This window comes from Fischerella sp. PCC 9605 (genome assembly GCF_000517105.1).
Classification (GTDB): domain Bacteria; phylum Cyanobacteriota; class Cyanobacteriia; order Cyanobacteriales; family Nostocaceae; genus PCC9605.
Window position 1 is genome coordinate 597,086 of sequence record NZ_KI912148.1, and the last position, 23,277, is coordinate 620,362.

The 23,277-nt window shown below is 41.5% G+C and carries 21 protein-coding genes and 1 pseudogene; 8 read left to right on the forward strand and 14 right to left on the reverse strand.

The window, feature by feature from the left end:
• Positions 1-76: 76 nt before the first annotated feature.
• From FIS9605_RS0105015 to FIS9605_RS0105025, 3 genes are all read right to left on the reverse strand, one after another.
• On the reverse strand, positions 77-2,845 hold the full coding sequence (locus FIS9605_RS0105015; RefSeq protein WP_026731601.1) for a tetratricopeptide repeat protein: 2,769 nt from the start codon (positions 2,843-2,845) through the stop codon (positions 77-79).
• Positions 2,846-3,058: 213 nt separating this feature from the next.
• Positions 3,059-4,294 carry a hypothetical protein gene (locus FIS9605_RS0105020; protein ID WP_026731602.1) on the reverse strand — a complete coding sequence of 412 codons (1,236 nt, stop codon included), beginning with the start codon at positions 4,292-4,294 and terminating at the stop codon, positions 3,059-3,061.
• Positions 4,295-5,100: 806 nt separating this feature from the next.
• On the reverse strand, positions 5,101-7,026 hold the full coding sequence (locus tag FIS9605_RS0105025) for a serine/threonine-protein kinase (RefSeq protein WP_026731603.1): 1,926 nt from the start codon (positions 7,024-7,026) through the stop codon (positions 5,101-5,103).
• Positions 7,027-7,190: 164 nt separating this feature from the next.
• On the opposite strand from FIS9605_RS0105025, the gene FIS9605_RS0105030 reads away from it, so the two are divergent.
• Positions 7,191-7,679 (forward strand): hypothetical protein, encoded by a 489-nt coding sequence (locus FIS9605_RS0105030; protein WP_026731604.1) that lies wholly within the window; start codon positions 7,191-7,193, stop codon positions 7,677-7,679.
• A gap of 53 nt (positions 7,680-7,732) precedes the next feature.
• Here the strand turns inward: FIS9605_RS0105030 and FIS9605_RS42415 are convergent, their stop codons facing one another.
• The gene (locus FIS9605_RS42415; protein ID WP_197036002.1) at positions 7,733-7,954 is read right to left on the reverse strand and encodes a hypothetical protein; all 222 of its coding nucleotides are present in this window, start codon (positions 7,952-7,954) and stop codon (positions 7,733-7,735) included.
• 25 nt (positions 7,955-7,979) lie between these two features.
• On the opposite strand from FIS9605_RS42415, the gene FIS9605_RS0105035 reads away from it, so the two are divergent.
• Both FIS9605_RS0105035 and FIS9605_RS0105040 read left to right on the forward strand, forming a co-directional pair.
• On the forward strand, positions 7,980-8,459 hold the full coding sequence (locus FIS9605_RS0105035) for a preprotein translocase subunit YajC (RefSeq protein WP_026731605.1): 480 nt from the start codon (positions 7,980-7,982) through the stop codon (positions 8,457-8,459).
• A 239-nt stretch (positions 8,460-8,698) separates the two neighbouring features.
• Entirely contained in the window at positions 8,699-9,535 is an 837-nt protein-coding gene (locus tag FIS9605_RS0105040; RefSeq protein WP_026731606.1) for an alpha/beta fold hydrolase, read from the forward strand.
• Between the two features lie 21 nt (positions 9,536-9,556).
• Here FIS9605_RS0105040 and FIS9605_RS0105045 read toward each other — a convergent pair whose 3' ends face one another.
• Positions 9,557-9,760, reverse strand: coding sequence for a ChaB family protein (locus FIS9605_RS0105045; RefSeq protein WP_026731607.1), 204 nt, complete (start codon positions 9,758-9,760; stop codon positions 9,557-9,559).
• 226 nt (positions 9,761-9,986) lie between these two features.
• Between FIS9605_RS0105045 and FIS9605_RS0105050 the strand changes: the two genes are divergently transcribed.
• The 3 genes and pseudogenes from FIS9605_RS0105050 to FIS9605_RS40600 all read left to right on the forward strand — a co-directional run.
• Entirely contained in the window at positions 9,987-10,757 is a 771-nt protein-coding gene (locus FIS9605_RS0105050; protein WP_026731608.1) for a pentapeptide repeat-containing protein, read from the forward strand.
• 139 nt (positions 10,758-10,896) lie between these two features.
• A complete protein-coding gene (locus FIS9605_RS0105055; RefSeq protein WP_026731609.1) occupies positions 10,897-11,523 on the forward strand; it encodes a TenA family protein in 627 nt (208 codons plus the stop codon).
• Positions 11,524-11,883: 360 nt separating this feature from the next.
• Positions 11,884-12,153, forward strand: a pseudogene (locus FIS9605_RS40600) (cytochrome P450); the annotation flags it as partial.
• A gap of 14 nt (positions 12,154-12,167) precedes the next feature.
• Here FIS9605_RS40600 and FIS9605_RS0105065 read toward each other — a convergent pair.
• Positions 12,168-13,268 carry a hypothetical protein gene (locus FIS9605_RS0105065; protein WP_026731610.1) on the reverse strand — a complete coding sequence of 367 codons (1,101 nt, stop codon included), beginning with the start codon at positions 13,266-13,268 and terminating at the stop codon, positions 12,168-12,170.
• Positions 13,269-13,747: 479 nt separating this feature from the next.
• Here FIS9605_RS0105065 and FIS9605_RS0105070 point away from each other — a divergent pair, with 479 nt between their 5' ends.
• Positions 13,748-14,725 carry a phosphatase PAP2 family protein gene (locus FIS9605_RS0105070; RefSeq protein ID WP_026731611.1) on the forward strand — a complete coding sequence of 326 codons (978 nt, stop codon included), beginning with the start codon at positions 13,748-13,750 and terminating at the stop codon, positions 14,723-14,725.
• Positions 14,726-14,794: 69 nt separating this feature from the next.
• Here FIS9605_RS0105070 and FIS9605_RS0105075 read toward each other — a convergent pair whose 3' ends face one another.
• The 6 genes from FIS9605_RS0105075 to FIS9605_RS0105100 form a co-directional block, all read right to left on the reverse strand.
• Positions 14,795-15,910 carry an LptF/LptG family permease gene (locus FIS9605_RS0105075; protein ID WP_035139650.1) on the reverse strand — a complete coding sequence of 372 codons (1,116 nt, stop codon included), beginning with the start codon at positions 15,908-15,910 and terminating at the stop codon, positions 14,795-14,797.
• A 281-nt stretch (positions 15,911-16,191) separates the two neighbouring features.
• On the reverse strand, positions 16,192-16,920 hold the full coding sequence (gene lptB / locus FIS9605_RS0105080; protein ID WP_026731613.1) for an LPS export ABC transporter ATP-binding protein: 729 nt from the start codon (positions 16,918-16,920) through the stop codon (positions 16,192-16,194).
• Positions 16,921-17,087: 167 nt separating this feature from the next.
• Positions 17,088-17,594, reverse strand: a complete 507-nt coding sequence (locus tag FIS9605_RS0105085) for an LptA/OstA family protein (protein WP_026731614.1) — start codon at positions 17,592-17,594, stop codon at positions 17,088-17,090.
• Between the two features lie 229 nt (positions 17,595-17,823).
• Positions 17,824-18,225 (reverse strand): DUF309 domain-containing protein, encoded by a 402-nt coding sequence (locus FIS9605_RS0105090; RefSeq protein ID WP_026731615.1) that lies wholly within the window; start codon positions 18,223-18,225, stop codon positions 17,824-17,826.
• A 106-nt stretch (positions 18,226-18,331) separates the two neighbouring features.
• On the reverse strand, positions 18,332-18,697 hold the full coding sequence (locus tag FIS9605_RS0105095) for a ferredoxin thioredoxin reductase catalytic beta subunit (RefSeq protein ID WP_026731616.1): 366 nt from the start codon (positions 18,695-18,697) through the stop codon (positions 18,332-18,334).
• A 223-nt stretch (positions 18,698-18,920) separates the two neighbouring features.
• Complete coding sequence (locus FIS9605_RS0105100; protein WP_026731617.1) at positions 18,921-20,081, reverse strand: DUF58 domain-containing protein; 1,161 nt, start codon at positions 20,079-20,081, stop codon at positions 18,921-18,923.
• Positions 20,082-20,365: 284 nt separating this feature from the next.
• Here FIS9605_RS0105100 and FIS9605_RS0105105 point away from each other — a divergent pair, with 284 nt between their 5' ends.
• On the forward strand, positions 20,366-21,601 hold the full coding sequence (locus FIS9605_RS0105105) for a type IV pilus twitching motility protein PilT (RefSeq protein ID WP_026731618.1): 1,236 nt from the start codon (positions 20,366-20,368) through the stop codon (positions 21,599-21,601).
• Between the two features lie 280 nt (positions 21,602-21,881).
• Here FIS9605_RS0105105 and FIS9605_RS0105110 read toward each other — a convergent pair whose 3' ends face one another.
• Together FIS9605_RS0105110 and FIS9605_RS0105115 are read right to left on the reverse strand one after the other, a co-directional pair.
• A complete protein-coding gene (locus tag FIS9605_RS0105110; protein WP_026731619.1) occupies positions 21,882-22,832 on the reverse strand; it encodes a DUF5331 domain-containing protein in 951 nt (316 codons plus the stop codon).
• 60 nt (positions 22,833-22,892) lie between these two features.
• On the reverse strand, positions 22,893-23,222 hold the full coding sequence (locus FIS9605_RS0105115) for a (2Fe-2S) ferredoxin domain-containing protein (RefSeq protein ID WP_026731620.1): 330 nt from the start codon (positions 23,220-23,222) through the stop codon (positions 22,893-22,895).
• Positions 23,223-23,277: the final 55 nt, after the last annotated feature.

Below are 23,277 nucleotides of genomic sequence, written 5' to 3' on the forward strand. Positions count from 1 at the left end.
CGTTGTAGCGACTGCCGTCGCGCAGAGTCTTTCCACATTTAATTCGTTACGAATTTGTGCAATGTTGTACTTATTTTTACTTTTGACTCTTTACTTGTTTAGTATCTGCAATTAACTGCCGAAAGCGCTTATCCCCTGCGATTAAATCAAAGTCTATATCTGCTTCTGCTTGTTGTTTATATCTGGGGTTAAGATTTATTGCCTTTTGTAAATTTTCCAAAGCTAATTCTACTTTTTCTTGTAATGCATAACAAGCTGCTTTGTTGTAATATGCATTGGCATAGTCGGGTTTAATTTTCAAAGCATTGTCAAAGCTTTCAATCGCTTCATCGTCATAGCCAAGCATGACTAGGGCATAACCCCGGTTATTCCAAGCTTTATAGGAGTCAGGATTGAGTTTAATTGCTTCATCAAAAGATGCGATCGCTTTTTCATATTGTTCCAAGTCTTGCAGCGCTAGTCCGCGGTTTAACCAAGCAACAGCATCGTCTGGCTTGATTTTTGTAGCTCGATCAAAACAGCTTAAAGCTTCTTTATGTCGCTGTAAAAATCCTAACGCTACGCCTTTATCGCACCAAGCTTGATGATAATCAGGGTTGATTTTTAGGGCTTGTTCGTAGGAAGCGATCGCGTCTTTGTATTGCTTCAACCTGCTAAGTGACATACCCCGTTTCAACCAGATTACAGGGTCGTCTGGTTTAATTTTAATGGCTTTTTTGTAGAGAGCGATCGCATCTTCGTAGCGTCTTTCTGAGAAAAGCATATCTCCCTGTTTGAGATAATCATCAGCAGTCAATTTATCCTCTGGTTGAATAGATTCTGAGTCTTCGGATTGCTGTGGTGCTAACTCTATTTTTTCCTGAACATCCGCGATCGCAGCTTCAAGATTAGATTGAGGTGTAATTTCAGAAAATTGCTCCAATAACTGCTCTTTTTGTTGTTGAGCTTCCATTTGCAATTGTGAGAGTTGAGATAGAAAATCAGACTTTAATTTTTCTAGCTTCTCTAGAATGAAAGATTTTTGTTCTTGTGCATTCAATTGTAATTCAGAAAATTGAGAAGCAAATTCAGAACCTGATTTTTCTAAACTCTCAAGAGCTAGTTCTTTTCTGCGTTGAGTATCTATCAGCAATGCAGAGAGTTGTGAAGCCAACTCCATCTGCAATTTCTCTAATCTCTTCAGAACTCGCTGCTTTTGCTGCTGAGCATCTGACTGTATATCATTAAGTTCAAATGTTAACTCAGATATTGATTTTTCTAGTTCTGCAAATACCTGGTCTTTTTGTTGTTGAGTGCCTAACTGCATTTGAGTAAGTTGTGCAGTAAATTCCGCCTGCAATTTCTCCAAACTTTTCAGAACTCGCTGCTTTTGTTGCTGTGTATCAGATTGCACATCATTAAGTTGAGTTGTTAATTCAGATATTGATTTACTTAGCTCTGCAAATACTTGTTCTTTTTGTTGTTGAGTTCCTATTTGCAACTCAGATAATTGTACTGCAAATTCTGAGTGCGATTTCTGCAAGCTTTCTAGAATTTGTTGCTTTTGTTGCTGTACTTCCGACTGCCAACCATTTAACTGAGATGCAAATTGGGATATTAAATCTTGCTTTGATTTTTCTAAATTTGTAAAAGCTTCTTCTTTTTGTTGTTGACTCACTAACTGCAATTCAGAAATTTGTGTAGTAAATTCTGACTGCAAATTAGTCAAACTTGCCAAAATTTGCTCTTGTTGTTGCTGAACTTCCGATTGCCATGCCAATAGTTGAGATGTCAATTCCTGGCGTGATTTTTCTAAATCAGCAAATATTTGTCCTTGATTTTGTTGAGTATCTAATTGCAATTGCACAAGTTGTGCAGCAAATTCTGATTGTAAATTTTCCATACTTTCTAGAATTTGCTGTTTTTGTTGCTGAGCATTTGACTGCACTGCATGTAGTTCAGTTGTCAGTTCAGCAATGGATTTATTTATATTTGCTAAGGCTTGCTCTTTTTCTTGTTGAGTACCTAAGTGCAATTCAGTCAGTTGAGCTGAAAATTCTGCTTGCAATCTTGTTAAACTTTGCAAAAATTGTTCTTGTTGTTGCTGAACTTCCAATTGACGACTAGCCAATTGAGATGTAAAATCTTGGCGTGATTTATCTAAATCTGCAAAAGTTTGTTCCTTTTGTTTTTCATTCTCGAACTGGAATTCAGATATTTGTGATATGAGTTCTGATTTTAATTTTCCTAATGTATCAAGAGTTATATTTTTTTGATGTTGAGCATCTAACTCTAATTCAGCCAATCGCGAGCCAAACTCTGATTCTATATTTTTTAATTCTTGTTTCGAGGTATTGATTTGTTTTTCTAATTCTGTTATATACTGTGCCTTTGACTGAGATATCTCTGATGGAATTATAGATATCATCTGTTGTCGCAATGCTTCTGCTTCTTTTTCTAATTCGGCGGTGATGTTTTGGGCTTGTTGTATGCTGCTTTGGGCTGTTTGCTTGACACTGATGAGTTGTTTTTGCAATTCTTCCAGTCCGTTCAGCTGTTCCATCGTTCTATCAACGATTTCCCGAACTACAGCCCTTCGCAGTAGCCAAAATGATGCAATTACCGCAACTGGAAATAGAGTGAGTATAACTACCCAGATATTCAGCAGGCTGCGCGTACGGCCAAAGGCCCTGTCTACTTCAGTTTGGACTAGTTTTTGAATTTGCTGTTCTTGCTGTTGTTGATTAGCAGGGGGGGGAGATGGTGTGAGTTGAGCGCTGACATCACCAACAGATACCAGGACTGCGGAAAAAACCATAGCGCCTTTCAGCAGAAATGCGTAGAGAATTTGATGCTTGCTCTTCATGAGTAAACCATCCTTAATCCGTTGGTTAATTTTGAAGCGGCGTGCCTATTTCCAATCTACCAGCCCTGATTTGAGGTTGCAGCAATCTTGGACAGAACCCACTCTCCATCATAGAACAAGGACGTTCTTGGTTGTTTGTTGCGCCAAACATCTACATTATTAACAACAAACAAGCACCTAGACAAAATTTTTTCACCAATTTAAGTCAAATTGCTAAATCTGCACTTGAGCTTCTTTGATATGTTTTTCTGCTTGCTTCCAAATATTTATCAGAGTATCATTAAGCCGAATATATTTTTTTCTGAAGATATTAGAATTAACTGGTACTTGATATTTTTGAGTTAACGGTACACCTTTGATAGCGAAACTACTAGGCAACCATAATACCCGTCGCAATTCTAAGAAGCCAGCAGATATAGAAGTAGAACAATTACCTTCGTGGCAATAACGCCAGATAATTTGAGCATCGTTGTAGCAGTTTAAGGCTTTCGACAATGCTTTGACACTATCATGATTCTTGATTGCTGGTGATTGTTGAATAATCTCGTTAAACTTAGACTTGAGCTTGTTAAGCTGAGCGGAATACTCCTGATATTCCATCTTTGTATCCACTGCTGTCGCGAAATTATACGAATTATTCACAAAAGATTCTAATTTGAGATTAGCAATTTTATATTTAATATCTGCTAATTTCTGCTGATAAGTCGATAAAAGGTTTTTACTCCTTTCTGATACAGTTGTACCAGGCGGAATAGTTTCTAAAACTTGAATAGCATTTTTTATTTTAGATTCTGCCTCACCTAAAGAATCTAGATCAGGCTGATTTTGATTAATTTTGTCTACTTCTCTATTCAATGCTTCTGAACTATTAAAAGCAGTAATTGCTATTTGTTCTTTCTCAATGCGTTGATTAAGTCCACCCAACTTAATTTGATATTGTTTTAATTCTTGTTGAGCTTTTGCATAAATATTTACATCTGGTGGGATATTTTTCAAGCTAGCGATCGCTTTGGCTAAATCTGAGTAAATAGCCTGCCATGACTGTAGAGAAATAATAGTATTTTCATCAACACCTAAAGCCTTTTCGCTTAGCTTTTTAGCAGTAAAAAAGTTTTCTGTTACCTGGGCAGTTTTTATACAACTAGAAAAATTAGTGAGTTCACTCTGGATCTGTTGATAAGCGAAACCAGGTAGATTGGGAATGCTCTGCAATAGCTTAGCAGCTTGATTAACTTTTTGGGAAGAATCTAGGACATTAGTATCAGCCGCAAAACTAGTTTGGCACAACTGCGTCAAGAACATCTGAGCTTGCTGAATTTTTTTATCTTGCTCTTGCTTAAATTTAATCCAACCAATAAATCCACTAGCCACTAAAAGTGCCGAAATGAAGACTATCAATAAATGTTTTTTATCTGGTGTTTTGGTTTTCCTGCTTTCAGCAATAGCCATAGCTGCACTCCCAAAAAGTCTGAATGAGGCGAGTAATTATAAAGTCACTTCTAGCTTTAGCTGGAGTTTTAAAGTTCATAAAATTATTACTTGAAAGGTACCAACCAGAATCTCAGCTAGCTCAATGCAAAAAGGTATGAATTTTAACAGGCTTTTGCTTTGATAAAGTGATTTCTGTTAATATTACCAAGTTTTATTGAGTTTATTTCGTTAATTTTAAGATAAAATAGTGAGGAACTTGTAAAGATATAGAGCTGCTGAAAGATAGTGGTGAGTAACGTCAAGCGTGGATATACAGCTAGTCCATATATTTTTTTGTCTAATATGTTGCAATTCACTTAAAAATAAGATAAAAAATTAGATAAAACTTAAAGATTGTGTAGTGAAGTAGTGGTACTGCGATCGCCTTTCACTACATCAACATTAAAGAAATAATTCAATTCAAGTAACTGTCACAAAGTGTATATACTAAGACGGATCGCAAAGGGAATAAAAAATATGATATTTCCTCTGCCCTCTTGATGAATTCACAAATTCTCGCTCTATAGGAATCCGGTTTGATTATTGAAAAAATCTAAGTACACGTAGGGTGTGTTATCGGCGAGAGTACGGCACCAAAAACTTAGAATGGTGCGTTAGCCTTTGGCGTAACGCAACGGCAATAAAGGGGGAGGAAAATCCACACCCTTTTTTGCCTCCCCTACGTATCTTTTCAAAAATCAAATATTAGTCCTATTATGAAGTACTATGCCATGCTCTTAGGGGTGAGTCGTTAACGTAGTGTAACGGACTCTATTAAGCACTCACTATTGGGGTTTTTCTTGGGAATTAGAATCAGGTTTGCCTCCCTGAGGCTGCTTTTTTTTGGCGAGATTTTCGGCAGCTTGCTTAAATAATGGTTCTATTTTCTTTCGCCAGTATTTAAGATTGGGCAATTTTTCTGGAGTGTTTTTATAAGCTAAAACTTTATCCCATTGACCATTATCAAGTGCCTGATTAATATCATTAAATAAAGCTTCCGATTTTGCCCAATCTTGCTGCCATTGGGTAATCATTTCTGCCGTTTCTTTAAAACTAGAAGCACTGACTGGTATAGACTTAATCTGTTCGACAGCACCATCTAAATCTCCAGATTCATACTTCTCTCTAGCTTGTTCGAGAATGTTGGCAGTGCTTGAATTGGGGATTTTCCCTTTCGATTTCCCTGACTCTGATGTTGGTGAAGATGACGATTCCAATGTTTCTGGCGGTGAAGTTTCTACATCCACCACAGGTTTTGGCTTGGGAACTGGACGCCTGGCAATGATGGTATTATCATCTACTGTTTTGACTGCAATGCCCTTGTCTCGCAGGCAAGTAACCCATTCTTCATTATTTTTGATCGCATCGGAGTATATCCAAGCGGAATTTTTTGGGTCAAGTTTCACTTCCACCCAACCACCTTTTGTTCGTTTGCCGGTTACTTCAAACTTAGTGCCACCTTTAACAGTTTGCACGATATTATTACTAGCGATCGCACTTGGTTCAGAACGGATATTAGCTTTGTTATAGCCAACCATAGCCAAGCAGTTGTGTGCTGTAGTTGTAGTCTCATGACCTCCTGAAATGTTGGCAGTAAAATTTTGTACATTCTTAACCAAAAATGGAGTAATTGCAGCAGCACTACCAGCCAAAATCACTATAATCCCTAGCTGCAATAAATCGAGACCACTCGAACTTCTTGAGACGGAGACGGGTTTAGGGGCTGCTTTTGGGGTTGGGGATACAGAATTTGCGGGTGCAACAGCGATAGTTTTCTGCTGAGACTGAATTGATGGGGATTTGACAAGCTGGTAGCCAGAATTTTTGGGGTATTGTGCAGACTGTGGGTGGATACCAAGAGATTGCAATGCTTGCAGCGCTTCTGTAGCGGTTTGATAGCGGTCTTTAAAGTGATAACGTATCATGTTGGTCAGTACCGCCGCTAAATTTTTGTTGACAGGTACTAAATTGTGCCAAAGGATTTCGCCAGTTTGGGCGTCTTCTTGCAAATCCATTGGCCCGACTCCCGTCAACGCTTGAATGGCAATGATACCCAAAGCATAGATATCACTGTTGGGGCGGGGTTTGCCTTGTCCTTGTTCGGTGGGCATATAACCGGGAGTGCCAATGGCTACTGTCGCAGAGAACTGTCCGGCTGCGTTTAACTCTGCATATCCGGAGGGCGATGTATCGGCAAAACCCACTTCACGTGTACGTAATCGTTTGACAGCCCCAAAGTCTACTAAAACTAATTTATTATCCGAGTCGCGACGGATGAGATTTTCTGGCTTGATATCACGGTGAATTACGCCTTGGTTGTGGACAAATTCTAGGATACCCAGAACTTCTATTAACAAATCGATAACTTCGGCTTCAGTCCACATTTCACCAGGAATCAGTTCATCAATGAGGGGATGTCCTTCAATGAATTCTTGTACTAAGTAGAATTCTTGGTTTTCGTCAAAATAAGCCAAAAGTCGGGGAATTTGGTCGTGATTACCTAACTTTTCTAAAGTTTCGGCTTCACTGTGAAACAAGCGCTTGGCAGTATTAAACACTGAGGAATCCGCACTGACTGGCTTGAGGTGCTTGACCACACAAATTGGGTTTCCCGGTCGTTTTGTATCTTCGGCAATGTAGGTTTCACCAAATCCTCCTGTTGCCAGAACTCGGATGATTTGGTAACGGTGGTCTAATAACTTGCCAATCATGTTCCCTCCCCACTGTTAACACCCAAATTTTCAGGATGGTAATAAATATCTCCAAACTTTTCTCAATAAAATCCGCTATCTTGAGAAAAGATTTGGATGTAAAACCCAGTTTTTTAATAAATACACCTTGTTAATTCTGCTTTCAATAACATTTTTTCATACCCATGCCACCTAAAATAACCAACTCAATCGCGTGGCAGCAGGCTGAACTCCTCATGCAACCTGCTTTCATTCGCGTTGTAGATAATATTCGCAAGCTGCTGGATGTATCTGATTGGAAGGGAACATACCAGGATGTACTGATTTGGCCCCCAGACACTTCAGATGACACAAAAGCTGTTGTCACAGGGCTTTTGCAAGAACTGGAAGCTGCTACACCAGAGAAAGCTGTGGAAATTAGAGAGACACTTGCCCGTATGCCAATGCCCCATCCAGGATATCACTTGTGTTTGCAGCGTCAAGAGCAAGAAGTAAACGTTGATTTGTGGGAATTGTGTTATCAAGTGTGTTTTCTTGACTACAATCCTTTAATCAATCATGCAGTTGAGATTGATACTAGTTTAATCGATGAGGTCGGTGATGTGAACTGGCACAGGTTAGATACCAAGGCGAAGGAGTTAGTTGAAGGAGTGTTTGCAAGTTTACCGGAGTGACCTCACAAGAACTGCCCCTCTCCGCTTGCGGAGAGGGGAGTTTTTTGGATGAACTACGAAAAAGAGATAAAGGGGGCGATCGCTTTTTCGTTATGTTGCAAAATAGCCCACAGGCTGGAAGCCTGAGGCTGTACGAATGAAGCCCGCGAAGACGGGCTGGGAGGTTCTTCTATTGAGAATTTTTTGCTGACACTTGCCTGATTTCTGCATAAATAAACGTTAGCTTCACCTATTTGATAGATAGAAGGATTCACTAGACTGAATTTTTGATGCATAAAAAATTAGAATCAGGTGCAAACTATGAGTAACGAATTTAAACGAGGCGATCGCGTGGTTGTGAAACCTTTCTTTGGTGGTCTTTTTAATCGATATAACGAACAACACGGCAAGGTAGTAAGTATTAACGGCAACCAAGTAAAAGTAGAATTTGATGACAAAGAATATGGGACTCAGGATATTTCAGGGGACATTTTATCTAAAGAGAGCTTTGAACCACATGAAGTGAATGCTGAAATAGAAAATGTTGGCAAGCACTTTCAGGAAGTATTCCCCAAACTATCGGGAACAATGGGAGAACAAATGAAAAAAGAGCTACCCAATCATTTGGGATATCTCAAGAATGCTCAAGCATCTAATGATAAATCTTCGGTTTTAATAGAATCTAACTACCTGCTGGGATCGCTTCAAGTTATACGTAATACTGAATCTGAGCTTAAAGATTGGGGAGAAGAGGTAGAAGTTAGTCTAGATAAAATACAATGGTGGGCTAAAAATCTGTAACGATCGCTGATTTTCATAACTAACATCAAGTCCAGCTAATTCATGTTCATTAAAAACCCTCACCCCGTCCTGTCGGACACCCCTCTCCCAACTAGGGAGAGGGGAAGGGGGTGAGGGCAGATACGATAACTAATCAAACGGATTTGATATAAGACCACAAACGCGATCGCAACTGACAAATGCATCATTCCTGTACCATTTAAGCGGAAACCAATCTCTCCACGAGTAGTTCTGCAATGATGCCCATACGCCAAACTCTATCAAAGCCTGAGATTCAACTTTCTTATTTAGAGTGGAACCAAGGTCAAGAACCTTTACTCTTGCTACACGGTTTAGCCGACCATGCCCTAGTTTGGTCTAGCTTGGGAGATTATCTAGCAGCAGATTACCATATAGTCGCGCTAGATATGCGCGGTCATGGGGAAAGTAGCAAGCCAGAGAAAGACTATCGCTTTGAAAGTGCGATCGCAGACCTAGAAGCATTGATGGATAAACTAGGATGGGCAAGCACTCATGTGGTGGCGCACTCTTGGAGTGGTAAATTAGCTTGCATTTGGGCAAGGCAACATCCAGAACGGTTGCGGAGTATGATTCTTGTTGATCCGATTTTCATCTGGAAAATGCCCAGCTTGTTTAAGCTAACATTTCCGTTGTTGTATCGCGTTTTGTCGTTTCTCAAAACGATGGGCCCCTTTGCTAGTTACGAAGAAGCCGAACAACAAGCGCGTCAGTTGACTGAATATCAAGGATGGAGTCCCCTACAACAGCAAGTTTTTCAAGCAGGTATCGAACAAAAACAGGATGGTAGCTGGGGTAGTAAGTTTACAATTGCCGCCCGCGATCGCATTTTTGAGGAAGTCATACAGATCCCCGGTTTAACAGTCCCCATTCACACTCCCGCCCTGTTTGTACAGCCAGAAAAAGGAGTTAACCGCCAAGATTGGCAACTCAAGCCCTACAAAACATACCTGAAAAATTTACGTTTATGCAAAGTTCCTGGCAATCATTGGCCGTTTTTGAGTCAGCCAGAGGCTTTTAACCAAACTGTAGAAGCTTTCTTGAAGGAAAATAAATAATCAGCGCAAAGATATGTAGTCCTACTCTGGTTTTTTGTGCCAATTGCCATCTTCCCCTTTTTCGTAGTCTCGTTTCACTGCTGCCCAAGCCACGCGAAAAGCCGTTTCCTCTTCACCATATTCTTTTTCGGCATTGTTGAAGGCTGCAAGAAATATCTCCGCCGCGTGTTTGGGCAGATGCTTTTTCACAGAGTCTGGTAAATCCGCAATATCCTGATATGGCATAGATTCACACTCCAAACGCTAGTCCTCACCTCACTAGCTTTCATCTGAGTTAACAGATTTCCATCAGCCCTCAGTAATAAACACAACTCATGCTGCGGGTATGTTCTGGACTCAATCTCTTACAAACGCGATCAAAATTGATGCCGAAAAATCTCAGCTGAAGTATAAATGTGTCTACGGTAAAGTTGAGTATTCAGTACAAGCAACAGATATTGCCACACCAATTATGAAAAGTCAAATCCTAGCCATAGCAACATTTACAGCCACAATCAGCTTTAGTCAAACTGCTCTCGCTGCGAATTCAGAACATATAAGACAGTTGTTAGCAAGCAAGCAATGTCAAAACTGTGACCTCAGCGGCGCGGGGTTAATAATGGCTGACTTGAGTAATGCGAATCTAAAAGGAGCTAATCTTACAGGTGCTAACCTCAGCCGCGCTAACCTGAGTAGTGCTGATTTGACTGGTGCAGACTTGAGCGGCGCTGGTTTATTTGGTGTAAATTTGAGCGGTGCTAAGCTCAATGGGGCAATTCTAATTGGTGCAGACTTGCGAAATACTTATCTAGTCAATGCAGAATTGACTGGCGTTAATCTCAACAGTGCTAACTTGCAAGGTGCATTTGGCATACCATTACAAATTGCCAAACCAGAAGAATTTTATGCTTGGGGTGTGGCTGAAGCGCAAAAAGGTAATCAGCAGCGAGCCTTAGAATATTTTAATCAAGCGATCGCAGCTAAACCTGACTTTGCTGGTGCTTACCTAGCTCGTGCCATTGCTCGCTACCAACTATTTGACAGACAAGGCGCTTTTCAAGATGCCCAAATAGCAGAAAAATTATTTACAAATCAAAACGATAATGATGGAAGACAAACAGCACAAGCTTTTATTAAAGAACTGCAAACACCCCAAACCGCAAAGTTAGATCGTGGTAAACCCAGTTTTATGGACTTCTTAGGAAGTCTTACCTCTGTCTTGCTTCAATTCATGCCATTTTAGGAAGAGGGGGAGATGGGGGGAGTAGGGGTAGTAACCACCAACAAACAACCACCAACAAACAACCAACTACTAACCACTAACCACTAACTATTAACTCTTGACCCTTGACTATTGACTGTTGACCAATGACTAATGACCAATGACTATTTCTACTGAATTGTGGGAAGCAAATCAAGACATAGCGCAAGCTTGTTTATTACATCCCTTTGTCGAAGGTATTGCTTATGGTACTCTCCCATCGGAGAAATTTGCCTACTATGTGGGACAAGATGCTTTTTTCTTAGAAGCTTTTGCCCGTGCTTACAGCATCGCCGCTGCGAAAGCGCCTGATTGGCAAGCTTTTACCACGTTTCACAATTTAGCTGATGGTGTGTTGCACGAACTGCGGCTGCATGAAGGCTATGCTGCTAAGTGGGGAATTGATTTGCATTCTGTACAACCAAGTGCAGCTACACGCCACTATACAGACTTCTTGCTAGCTACTGCTTGGGGTGGGGATGTGGGTTTAATTGCTGCGGCTATGTCTCCCTGTATGCGTCTATATGCTTTTTTAGGAGAACAGTTGGCTAAGGGTGGCATTCCCAATCATCAATACGCGGACTGGATTCGTACTTACAGCAGTAGAGATTTTCAGCCACTAGTGCAGCAGTTAGAAAGTTTGGTTGAGCGTTTTGCCACTGCTTCTACCCAACTCCACTCGATTTATCGCTATGCCATGTTGTGCGAACAAGACTTTTTCCAAGCAGCATGGCAGTATGGGGAGTAATGTTAGTGGTTGGTGGTTAGTAGTTAGTAGGGGTATAAGGCTTTGTGCCGATACGGTGGTTAGTAGTTTTTTCTGACTCGGAATCATCTACTAGCAACCACTAACCACTAACACTATCTACTAACCATCTGATTACAAATTCTTAACTTAATATCATATTTTGTCTGGCATAAATATTAAGTAACACAAATAACTGATACATTTTGTGATGTGAGCCACACTAAATAAAGGAGTTTTAAAGCGATCGCCCTTGTCCAAGAAGGCGATACGATCCGATCACTATTGATGCTCATGCTCGTTTATTGCACCTGCACGTATCTGATGAACAATTAGCTCGTCGTCGCGCTCTTTGGCGACCCCGTCCACCACCACCCAGAAGGATTTGATCCGGAACGTTTTAGCCTAGAGAGAGCAGAAGACAAATCTAAACCTTGTAGTTACATACCCTTTGGTGGTGGGGTACGAGAATGCTTGGGCAAAGAATTTGCGAAACTGGAAATGAAGATTTTTGCAGTCCTCTTGCTACGTCACTATCAGTGGGAACTACTACCCGAACAGAACTTGGAAATGATTATGACCCCAACCCCTCATCCGAAAGATGGTTTAAAGGTAAGCTTTCAAAGATTTTAGAGAGCGATCGCTCTTTATGGATAAGAAATACCATTAATTTGCTTCCCACCTGTATATGGACCGGGAAACTGAGAAGGTGAAAAAGAATTATACTGCTGTAATCCTGAAGGATTGCCAGAGTTGCTATTTACCCCCGGATTGCTGGGAGTGATAGCACCTTGAGTGGGAGTTTGGGTAATAGGCGCTACCGCAGATGTGCCTGACTGAACACTGGGTATTGCCTGAGTGTCACTTAGATTAGTAGAGATATTGGGAAATTGGTTGGGAATATTAGCGGGATGGGGAGCTAAATTTTGATTGGGGATAGAAGTGGAGTTTTGTGCCAAATTGGTTACTGTTGGCTGAGTATAACCCATTCCGTTTGTCACCGGAGCGATCGCATCTCCATTTAGCCCGGTATTGGACGGCGATCGCCCCAACGGATTTGTTTGAATTGAAGTTACGCCATTCCCAATGGACAGACTTTGGTTTGTTGATTGGTTGAGTGCTGTTTGCAGAGGACTGACTACAACAGTACTTTGAGTAGAGTCAATTTGATTAGTTAATCCCATCCCCACATTCGTTGAGGATTGTGCTGTACCTATTTGAGCAGACGACGGCGTTAGGCCATTTACCCCTAAAAACTTACTCTCACTTTGAAAATCTTTTAGTTGCAATAAATTTTCTGCTTGTGCTACAAACGGATTTTCTAGCTTTGATATTGGTGCAGAATTAACTTGCTTCAAGCTATTTAAATAAGCCTCAGTAGCTGCTGTCTGTTGTTTGCTCACATTGTCTAAAAAAGCTTGGCTGTTGTTTGCTTGGGTGTTTTTAGAATTGCTTGCCTTTGAAGGTAGAGTTCCGCGATCAAAGTCATAAAATAGGACTGGCAAGTTATCAATATCCGCAGCAATAGCTTGATCTTCTGCTGACAAGGAAGAGTTTGCAGGCTTTTTTACAGCAAGTTGCTTTTTTTGCCCGAAATTAAATAAATCTGGGTGTGTCCAGTATTCTTTAATTACCAGTCCTACCACAGATAAAAAAATAGCTGTTCCCCAAAAACCAGGTTGTGCTAAATTCCATAACCTGGCTTTGAGATAGCGTAAGTAGGCAGGAGGGTAACGACGATCTGACATGGGCAATTCCTATAAAACCAAGACAGAATATCAAAGCTAGGAGGCAGAGGAGGCGCTTCTTGTTGTTCGCCACCTGCGGGCGAACAAGAAGCGCCGTGGCAGAAGGCGCTCAAATTTTAGATTAGAGAAGGTATTCCCCAGATTTACAAGTACTTATTTAAGTAATGTAAATTTTTAACAATGAAAACTCTACTCCGAGTCCTAGATAAATTTCTCACCCACACTAAAATAGTGATTTTATCCTAACGTTTCAGTAGTTATTAGTCATTAGTTATGCGGTTGCTTTAGTATAAAATTTACATTTAAACATGTAAAGGCTGTTTTACTTTTTAAGATAGCCATCCACATAGTTACATCAAACAACGTTCATAAAGTTCATAATGAAGCTAGAAGTTGCTGTTGACTGTTGCAAGTTTAACAGCACAGTTCATTCAACCCACAGTCCCAAATAGCACCACGAGGATTATTTCAGTATAAAAATGGGCACTCCTATTGATAATCTCCGCAATGATATTCCTTTGATTCGGGCAATACATACTGCTGTTAAAGGAAGAGCTAGATACAAGGTAAGTGGACTTCATGATTCGGAAGCTCTCAAAAGATACCTTGAATTGAGATTGTCAGAGGAGGAAATCATTGCACAAGCTCGTGCTAGCCATCTCACAGGCAATATTCTTGTTATTTTCCATCCAGATAAAAGCCCGAATGCGATCGCCCTGCTTCTCCAAGAGATCGTTTTAGATTACACCAAACAAGCCCGAACATCACCTGTTACTTCAACAGTAACAGGTTCATCTATTGCTAAGGTTCAGGAAAACCTGAAACAATTAGACCAAGCAGGCAATCGACTTGTTCTGGTATCAGTAGCTGTTGGTACCCTGATCTCTTGCACAGTACTACTGCGCGGATATGGACTTGATAAAGCCATTTTGTTAGCAATTCAGAAACTGCACACACCACTTCTCGATCGCATTATGCTTGGTGTCACTTTTCTGGGTGAGCCACTAGTTTTGCTGTTGGTTTGTTTGGGATTGGGAACAGGACTGCGCCATTATAAGCGTCGCTCCGAAATAACTACTTTGACCACAGCTGCATTCGGTGCAATCAGCTTAAATTTTCTACTCAAAGAACTATTTTGTAGAGCACGTCCAGCATTGTGGAATTATATTGTCAATGTGCGTCACTACAGCTTTCCTAGCGGTCATGCAATGGTGTCAATGGTAATTTATGGCTTTCTAGGCTATCTTCTTGCAAAACAATTTCCTCAATACCGAAGACGAATCTTTGCCTTGAGCGCTGTCTTAATTGTGGCGATCGGTTTTAGTCGGCTCTATCTGGGCGTACATTGGCCTACTGATGTGGTAGCTGGCTATGCCGCAGGTTTAGTATGGTTGACAGCCTGTATTCTTAGCTTGGAATTGGAGCAAAAATATCGCTTTTTAGGAGCTAGTGAGTAGTTATTGGTTAGTGGATAGTAGAAGCAGTCAACAACCAACTAACTACTAACTACTAACCACTAACCATTCCTATCGTCGCGCCACCCGCATCAATAAAAATATACCGATTCCTGTAAACACAAAGTTGGGCAACCAAGCCCCTATGAATGGAGAAAGGATATTTGCTTGTGCCATTGCACCAGCAATAAAGTGAAATAAATAATAACTAAATATAACTATAACGCTCACACCAAAGCTTGTGGCTCGCCCCGTACGTTGGGGTATAGTTCCCATTGCTGCACCCACTAAGCCAAAAACTACACAGACAAAAGGCAAGGAAATTCTTTGTTGAATCCGCACTTCTAGTTTGCGAATTTTTTGCTCATCTCCGCCAACACGTTCCAATTCTAATTGTTCTAACGATTGAGCAATACTCATCTCGTCGTAGTCGCGGCTTCTTTGTGCCACATCTAATGCTGTGCGGGGTAGTCTGAGTTGTTGTTTTTCAAATCGCAAAATGTTGCGATAGGAGCGGTCGGGGGCAACTAAATATATAGTACCGTTGTAGAAATCCCAGACATTTTGAGAAGCATTCCATTCGCCTGATTCTGCTACGACAATTTGATTCAAACCCTGCTGAGAACGATCAATAATTGTCAAGCCTTTCATCTGCTTGCCATCAAATTTGTCAGCGTAGAACAAGCGTGTTAATATTTTCTCCTTAGTACCATCTTGTTGCTCAACACTGCGATATTCAGGATAAAAAATATTTTCCTGCTTAAATGTTGGCTTGTCTGATTTGAGTGCTTGGTCTAGGGTCAGAGATGCTTGGTAATTTGCTGCTGGTGCGATTTGCTCGTTAAACACAAATGTCAATCCTGTCACCATGAAACTCAACACTACAGCAGTTAAGACCATGCGATAGACACTCACTCCACAACCACGCAGGGCAATCAATTCGCTTTCGCTAGCTAGACGACTGTAGGTCATCAAAGTAGCTAGCAGTGTGGACATGGGGAAGGCTAAAACAATAAAATTGGGAAATTTTAATAAGAAAACTTTCAAGGCAATGCCTATTGGTAGCCCTGATTCTACTATTTTCCGTACTAAGTCAAATACGGCGTCAATTGTGACACCCAGAGAAGAGAATGCCCCAACTCCAAACAAAAAAGGTGGCAATAATTCGCTCGCGAGGTAGCGATCCATTATGGAAAAGGGCAACAGCGAATTGAGGGTGTAGAAAGATTTGTATTTAGCCATTGGTCATTGGTCATTGGTCATTAGTCATTAGTTATTAGCCATAGACGCGCTAGCGGTGAGGGGTCGCAGTCTTGGACGCCACATGCTTTATGCCGGGAGACCCGTCCACCGCAGTGGCTCCGCTTCCCGTCACGATTGCGAACCCCCGAACCCGTAGACGCGCACAGCGCGGCTTCTCGTAGAGTAGGGCTTCCCGCAGGGTAGGACAAAGGACAAAGGACGAATGACTAAACCTGAAAATTATCGCCCAAATAGTATTGCCGCACCAAGGGATTTTGATAGAGTTCGTCTGCATTGCCAGCAGCGAGGATTTGACCTTCGCGCATGATGTAGGCTCGATCTGTAATGGCAAGGGTTTCGCGGACGTTGTGATCTGTGATTAAGATCCCCATATGGCGATCGCGCAATTTTTCGATAATATGCTGAATTTCCGAAACTGCGATTGGGTCAACTCCCGCAAAAGGTTCATCTAAAAGTAAAAATTTCGGTCCTTCCCTACCAGCTGCTAATGCTCTTGCCAATTCTGTCCGGCGTCGCTCACCTCCCGATAATTGAATTCCTTTGCTATTAACCACTTTTTCCAAACGAAACTCTTGCAATAATGTTTCCAACCGCTTTGGCCACTCCCAACGTGGCACATTAGTTTGCTCTAGCACCAACAGAATATTATCCCGCACTGACAGCTGCCGAAAAACACTCGCTTCCTGTGCTAGATAACCAATGCCCAATCGCGCCCTTTTATGCATTGGCAGTGAAGTAATATTATCGTGATCTAGCCATACAGTTCCCCGCTCGGGTTTTTCCAGACCTGTGGCTATGTAGAAAGTCGTTGTTTTACCAGCACCGTTCGGGCCAAGTAATCCGACAATTTCACCTTGGGCAACAGAAAGGTTGACGCGATTGACAACCGCTCGCCTGCCATAAGATTTGTGAATATTCTCTAGGACAATTTTCACTTTCTTTGCCCTTTGTTGTTGGTTGTTGGTTGTTGGTTGTTGATTGTTGATTGTTAGTTGTTGGTTGCTTTTGGGTAATTTTTAACTACTAACTACTAACTACTAACTACTAACTACTAACCACTAACTACTAACCACTAACTACTATCCACCAACCATCAACACTCTTAATTAGAGCGTTGAAAAGGAGCTGTCGCTGGCGCTGGTGAAGTAGCTTGGTTCACTTGGCTATCGTTAACTATGTAGATAGATTCTACCTGACGACCAGCTTTAGGTTGAACAACAAATCGTCCGTTGTCAATCAAATATGTTACCGTCTCACCCCGGATACTATTGCCGCCCTGTTGCAAAACATACACGTTCCCACTTAGAACTATGCGGCGTTCTTTGCTGAAATATTGGGCTTGGGCGGCTGTAGCCTGAATTCCTCGGGCTGCATACACCATTTGCACATTACCACGAGCGGTTGCCACTTGTGTTTTGGCGTCGTATTCTTGTATGTCCGATTTAATCTGGATGGGGCGATTTTCTCCTGATGTTTGTCCTGATGTTTGTGCTGTAGCAATTTGTAGCTGATTGGGGAATGCGATCGCACCTAAAAATGCAGCTGGCAGCATCAACGCTAATGCAGCGCGACGTATCGAAAATAGAGGCAATTGATACCAAGGCATCATAGCAATTTGGGATTTAATATTTTAGCTTGTATTCTAATTATCTCAACTACTTGAGTATGTCAGGATAGCTACTTGCTGAGAATAACTGACGTTTGCCTCAAACTTAAGGTTTCACTACCAACAAAAAAGGGGCATGAGGCAATGGGCATAGGAAAAATCAGTACTTCAATTCCCGATACCCTATTCCCCGATCCCTATTCCCCGATCCCTATTCCCCGATCCCTATTCCCTATTCCCTAGTCTCATTCTCTCGCACAATCTTGGGCAAGGGCAAAGCTTCATCTTCACCCAAGTTCATAGTCGCAATTTTTTCTGGCTCTGTTTGTTGTAATGTTCGCAATAATGCGACACTCTGATTCAATAACTCATCTACATCTATGCCACCGTAAACGGATGGGTAACGACGCAGGCGATTGCTGCCTTCTCCGAGCAAGATTGTAGCACCTCGCCAGTTACGATTACCCAGATGATATAGCGCTACGGCAATTTGTAAAATTCCTTGATAAAAGGTTTTTTCTGGCTCTGTTGCTTCTATCCACAGAGCCTCTAAGGTATCATGACAGTCATAGAATTCCCCAGCATTAAACTGCTCTATACTTTGCCAAAATTGCTGGGGCAGGTCATCAGTCATTAGTTATGAATTAGTTATCAATGAATGAATTGCCTTGTTTTGATCTACCAGTTACCAGTGGACAATTACCTGGCCACTGTTTACTGGTTACTGTTCACTGATTCGGTCAACCCATGCCATCTCGCACTTGTTTGATTGTTTCTAGAGAAATTTCTTGTTTGTCTCCAGCAAATTCATTATCTGGGGTGAGGAATAACATGCAGTGGCACTCTTTACGCTCCCGCATTGGTACGCAGGGACAGTTCCAATAAGCAGCGTTCACCTCAGCTTCTTTGTCTTCGTAGTGGCGACAGGGGCATAAAGGAGATCCGAGTTCATCTTTGTGTTTGGCAAGTCCTTCGATTACCACTGCGGTTACAGAAGGTTCAGAACAGAAGTATGTTCCAGTGCGCTTAGCATATTGTTCGGAAAAATGCCGCATTGCTTCTAAATTCTTGTCGCTGGATTTTGAGTTTACTTCTGGTGAGATCATAGGGACGGCTACTCATAATTTACACATTTCTTTGCATTGTACCGCAGCCTTAGTAAGCTATTACTGGGGAGAATCCCCCCTTTTGTTAGCCGCTCCAAATTAGCTATATTTCCTCAAATACTCGTCTGTTCAGCTTTCTGGGATCGCCAACAGCAAGAAGCATAGTTGTTAACTTTTGTAATTTATAGGCATTGGAATTATGAATACATGAAATTTGAATCAACTATGAACTAAAGGTTTGTTGTAGTTGAGTTTCCAGTTTTTGTTCTGATTGCAGAACTATACCAGGACAATCTCTATTCACTACTGCTTGTTCTTGTGGTGCTTGCAGACTTTGCCACAATACCCAACGACTACCATCAGGAAGCGAGGAGAGAGTTAAGGGGTTTTGTGTCAGCCAAATCAAGGGGTAGCTTGTAGGAAGGGGATTGGTAGCATCTTCGCTAAAGTTAGTTGCTGCCAGGGTTTCCATCATAACGCGATCGCCTTTAACTAAACCAGTAGATGCTGTCCACAGTTGCACCTGCATTTGCTGTCGCTGTGCATAAAAATACAGCGAAGCTGCGGCAATTACTGCTTGTTCAAAGTTGGATTCTTCCCAGTTAGCGCTGCTATCAAGGGCGATAACTGTTTCGTGACCAGCAGTAACAATTTCTAACTCTCGCACTCGTAATTCTCCGTAGCGAGCGCTAGTGCGCCAGTGGATCAGACGCATGGGATCGCCAATGCGGTAAGGACGTAGCGATCGCACAAGTCCTTCATTTGCCGTCTGCAAGGGTTTGCCACGGGGATCGCCATTGAGGCTATCATCTTGCCCAATTCTATCAATGAGGGGACAGTTGACCAGAGGTAAGACTGGAGGATACACTATCGCTCTCGCTGCACAGTCACGCTGGCGACGACACCAAAACAATCCCAAAGGCGCACCACTTCCGAGTTCGACTGTATGCCAGCGATAGACACCCCGTCGTTGGGTAGGGTAGTAGTATACCCAACGGTAACTGTTTTGGGGTGGAATAGTTTCTATTGCCGCCTGTTGTGGTTTTCCCAAGACAAAGGGAAGTATATCTGCGACTTGCAACAAGTTCACAGATTGCTTGGTGGTATTGACAATTTCTAATTCAACCATCAAATTATCCCCAGCTGTGACTGACTCGATGGGACGGCGATTGACAACTAAACCAAACAGCGATCGCGGTGGTAAGACAGATGCTATGCCCAATAAAGCAAAACTGACCCCACTAATAGCATAAAGCCAGCCAGCCATCGTATTGATACCAGCCCCAAAAAAACAAATGGCAATTCCCATCAGTACCCAACCACTGTATGCAGGAGTAGAAGCACGGATTTCTAGCCAAGTGGTAATGCGTTTGATAATTTTCATAGCTTTGTTGTTTGTTGTTTGTTGGTTGTTGTTTGTTGGTCGGAAAACTCCAAACAACCAGCAACTATCAACCAACAACTAATTTTTAACCTACCAATGCCTGAAATTCACATTACCTAAGGGTTTTCCTGAAGAGTTGATGAAGATAATCTTTTAAATAGGTAGATTAACTGAGAAGATTTACAATCTAAGAAAGTCTAAGGTTTACTTTGTCGATTTTCAAATTAAGTTAAACCTTTGCTCTGAAATTTAAATGTCATTTATATTTGCCAGGGGAAACGCTAATGGACGAAGAAATAACGTCCCAGATTTTGACTTCCAAGTTACCGCATCTACCGCTACCACCACCGCCCAAGAATATATTGCGGGAAAGAATAGAACCAACACAGAAAAAGGTTATTTCTATTCAGCAGATGGTTCGCGATGCCTATACTCAAAAAGCCTCTGATATTCATATTCGTGTTGGTGAGATTTCCAGATTTCGGATTCGGGGTCAAATGGTGACATATCAATCTGGAGAGACAGTTACACCAAAAATTTTTGAAGGGTATCTATCAGAAATCCTCACTCCATTTCAGCGTCAGCATTTTGCCGAAAACAAAGAACTAGATGCAGCTATTTTTTATCCAGAGTTTTTGCGCTGTCGTGTCAACTGTTTTGAAACTTTGACTGGCGGAGCAATGGTATTAAGGCTAATTACACTCGAAGTGCCTTCGATTGATAATTTAGGTTTGCCGCTTGTTCTCAAAGAAATTATTAACAAAAAACAGGGATTAATATTAGTCACAGGTTCAACTGGTGCGGGTAAATCTACCACCCAAGCGGCAATGATTCGCTATCTCAACGAGACAGTTCAGAAACACATTATTACCATTGAAGATCCAATCGAATACATTCACTCCTCTCAAAAAAGTTTAATCAGTCAGCGGGAAGTGGGGTTGCATACCCATGGATTTCATCAAGCTTTGCGATCGGCGTTGCGGGAAGATCCGGATGTAATATTAATTGGGGAAATGCGCGATCGCATGACCGTGGATACTGCCATCAAAGCAGCACAGACTGGTCACTTAGTTATCGGAACGTTACATACAAAAAATGCGATCGCCGCTATTAATCGCTTGCTCAATATTTATAATCCTGATGAGCAAGCAGCTGCAAAAATACAAATCCTCGACTCACTAGTCGCTGTCATTGCCCAAATTTTGCTGCCTACAACAGATGGAAAGCGCACGGCGGCTATGGAAATTTTGATTAATACACCCGCCATGCAAGATTTCCTACTCAAAGGTGAAGAAATAGAAGCCTTCCAACTAATGGAAAATAGTACCAATGAAGGGATGCAAATTATGAATCAAGCCCTCTGTCAGTTGATGCTATCTGGTCAAATTAGTATTGAAGATGCCGTCAATGTTTCACCAGATGTTGGTGACTTGCGGCGTCGCGCCCGCAATGATGGGATCAATCCATCTCATTCTAGCCGTCGAGATTTTTATACTAGTTACAATTACAACCCCCGGTAACTAGGAGTTAGGTATACCCCTGTTCACATGTCTGTCTCAGAAATGGATTTTTCTTGGTGTCTATGTACCTTTGTGGTGAAAAAAATCATTTTTGAACCACTAAGACACTAAGACACAAAGGTAAAGCAAATGAATATGCTTTGGGCTGATAATACTGAATAGGTGCAAGATATAAGCCAATAAAAAAAATTCTGGGGTCAGGTCTTAAAAAATATAATTTATGGATGATAAATTGATGATGTGATGCACCCGATAGGGAGAATATTTCTTCTGACAAAATTCAAAATGAGATAAAAATAGCTTCGTCTTTATCCCATCCAGCACCCTGACAAAAGCCATCTACCCAAGAAGCAAGTTTACAGGCTTGATTTGTAGGTGCTAAATTAAACTGATCTTTAAAGTTTGTTTGTGGTATGGTCGCAAGCTTGCCTTTGCTTCCTACATCACTAGCAACCACTACAGATGGTAAAAGCTGCCTGTCACCTTCCACTTTGCTGGCAAAAACTACTGATGCCACAGGTTTGCTATTGTTTTCAGTTGTGCGAATCACTGTTGGTGCTAATATAGGCTTGCCGTTACTTTCTGGCTTGTAAATCACTGCTAGTGCAGGCTTGCCGTTGCTTTCAGCTTTCCTAATTACTGTTAGCAATGGCGTAGGCTTACCCTTACTTTCTGACTTGTGAATCACTACTAGTGTTGGTACAGACTTGCTGTGATTTTTCACTTCGGTAGTAGCTGTACTCGCAACCAACGATTTGCTATTGGCTGTGTTACGCCTGACAACAACTCCGTTAGTTTCTAAACGTCTTTCAGATAGGTGCAAACCTGATGATGAAAGTGCAACTTGAAGCGTAGGATTAGCTTTCCCGTTAGTTTGTTTTTCGGAAAGTATCCTTTTTAAATGAGAGTTGATTTGATTGTGATGTGCATCTGCATCATAATTATCTTGATTATCTTCTTCGATTAAATGCAATTTTTCTTCAGGATTGAAATTAAGACCTAAAGCTGCAACTATTTGGTCGGGATTGTTATTCAGTTCCGAAAGAAAAGGAAGAATCTGATCCAGCTGGGGTTCTAAAACTGACAGAGTTGCCAAAATAAAACCAGAGGAAGGTCGGCGTTGACCATCATAGGTTCCCCATATTCGCATTTTTACCAGCCAAGGACGATTTTTATAATAGTATTCCACCCACTTTAGTTTTAAAGATTCACGCAGCTGCTGAATATTCATCGGATATCTCGCTTCAGTTAACAAGAGTGCAGGCCTCTCTATAGGCTATTAATAAACCTCTTATCCTTGCGGATGAAACCGATAATAGAGCATCTTTGTAACTCTTTGATTGTTTAGTAGATGCTTTTCAACCACCAAAGGCACTTCACTGGGATGGACGCCACTATACCAAACCATATCTGGTAGCACCAGTACCATCGGTCCATTGCCACATTGTCCCAAACAGCTGCTACCTGTTACCGTCACTTCAGGGATAGATATAGCTTCAAAAGCTACTAATACTTTAGCAGCGCCTTGCTTGCGGCAAGTGCGATTTTGGCAGACGCGGACGCATCGAGGATAAACAGGAGGTGTTACAGGTGAGTTTGATGATTTAGAAATACTGTTCATTTGTTAACAGTCCATAGTCAAGAGTCAATAGTCCATAGTCAAGAGTTTTTGACTC

Excerpts from the sequence above, each read along its gene's own strand:
- FIS9605_RS0105015 (WP_026731601.1), bottom strand. The coding sequence starts at position 2,845 with ATGAAGAGCAAGCATCAAATTCTCTACGCATTTCTGCTGAAAGGCGCT.
- FIS9605_RS0105020 (WP_026731602.1), bottom strand. The coding sequence starts at position 4,294 with ATGGCTATTGCTGAAAGCAGGAAAACCAAAACACCAGATAAAAAACAT.
- FIS9605_RS0105025 (WP_026731603.1), bottom strand. The coding sequence starts at position 7,026 with ATGATTGGCAAGTTATTAGACCACCGTTACCAAATCATCCGAGTTCTG.
- FIS9605_RS0105030 (WP_026731604.1), top strand. The coding sequence starts at position 7,191 with ATGCCACCTAAAATAACCAACTCAATCGCGTGGCAGCAGGCTGAACTC.
- FIS9605_RS42415 (WP_197036002.1), bottom strand. The coding sequence starts at position 7,954 with ATGCATCAAAAATTCAGTCTAGTGAATCCTTCTATCTATCAAATAGGT.
- FIS9605_RS0105035 (WP_026731605.1), top strand. The coding sequence starts at position 7,980 with ATGAGTAACGAATTTAAACGAGGCGATCGCGTGGTTGTGAAACCTTTC.
- FIS9605_RS0105040 (WP_026731606.1), top strand. The coding sequence starts at position 8,699 with ATGCCCATACGCCAAACTCTATCAAAGCCTGAGATTCAACTTTCTTAT.
- FIS9605_RS0105045 (WP_026731607.1), bottom strand. The coding sequence starts at position 9,760 with ATGCCATATCAGGATATTGCGGATTTACCAGACTCTGTGAAAAAGCAT.
- FIS9605_RS0105050 (WP_026731608.1), top strand. The coding sequence starts at position 9,987 with ATGAAAAGTCAAATCCTAGCCATAGCAACATTTACAGCCACAATCAGC.
- FIS9605_RS0105055 (WP_026731609.1), top strand. The coding sequence starts at position 10,897 with ATGACTATTTCTACTGAATTGTGGGAAGCAAATCAAGACATAGCGCAA.
- FIS9605_RS0105065 (WP_026731610.1), bottom strand. The coding sequence starts at position 13,268 with ATGTCAGATCGTCGTTACCCTCCTGCCTACTTACGCTATCTCAAAGCC.
- FIS9605_RS0105070 (WP_026731611.1), top strand. The coding sequence starts at position 13,748 with ATGGGCACTCCTATTGATAATCTCCGCAATGATATTCCTTTGATTCGG.
- FIS9605_RS0105075 (WP_035139650.1), bottom strand. The coding sequence starts at position 15,910 with ATGGATCGCTACCTCGCGAGCGAATTATTGCCACCTTTTTTGTTTGGA.
- FIS9605_RS0105085 (WP_026731614.1), bottom strand. The coding sequence starts at position 17,594 with ATGATGCCTTGGTATCAATTGCCTCTATTTTCGATACGTCGCGCTGCA.
- FIS9605_RS0105090 (WP_026731615.1), bottom strand. The coding sequence starts at position 18,225 with ATGACTGATGACCTGCCCCAGCAATTTTGGCAAAGTATAGAGCAGTTT.
- FIS9605_RS0105095 (WP_026731616.1), bottom strand. The coding sequence starts at position 18,697 with ATGATCTCACCAGAAGTAAACTCAAAATCCAGCGACAAGAATTTAGAA.
- FIS9605_RS0105100 (WP_026731617.1), bottom strand. The coding sequence starts at position 20,081 with ATGAAAATTATCAAACGCATTACCACTTGGCTAGAAATCCGTGCTTCT.
- FIS9605_RS0105105 (WP_026731618.1), top strand. The coding sequence starts at position 20,366 with ATGGACGAAGAAATAACGTCCCAGATTTTGACTTCCAAGTTACCGCAT.
- FIS9605_RS0105110 (WP_026731619.1), bottom strand. The coding sequence starts at position 22,832 with ATGAATATTCAGCAGCTGCGTGAATCTTTAAAACTAAAGTGGGTGGAA.
- FIS9605_RS0105115 (WP_026731620.1), bottom strand. The coding sequence starts at position 23,222 with ATGAACAGTATTTCTAAATCATCAAACTCACCTGTAACACCTCCTGTT.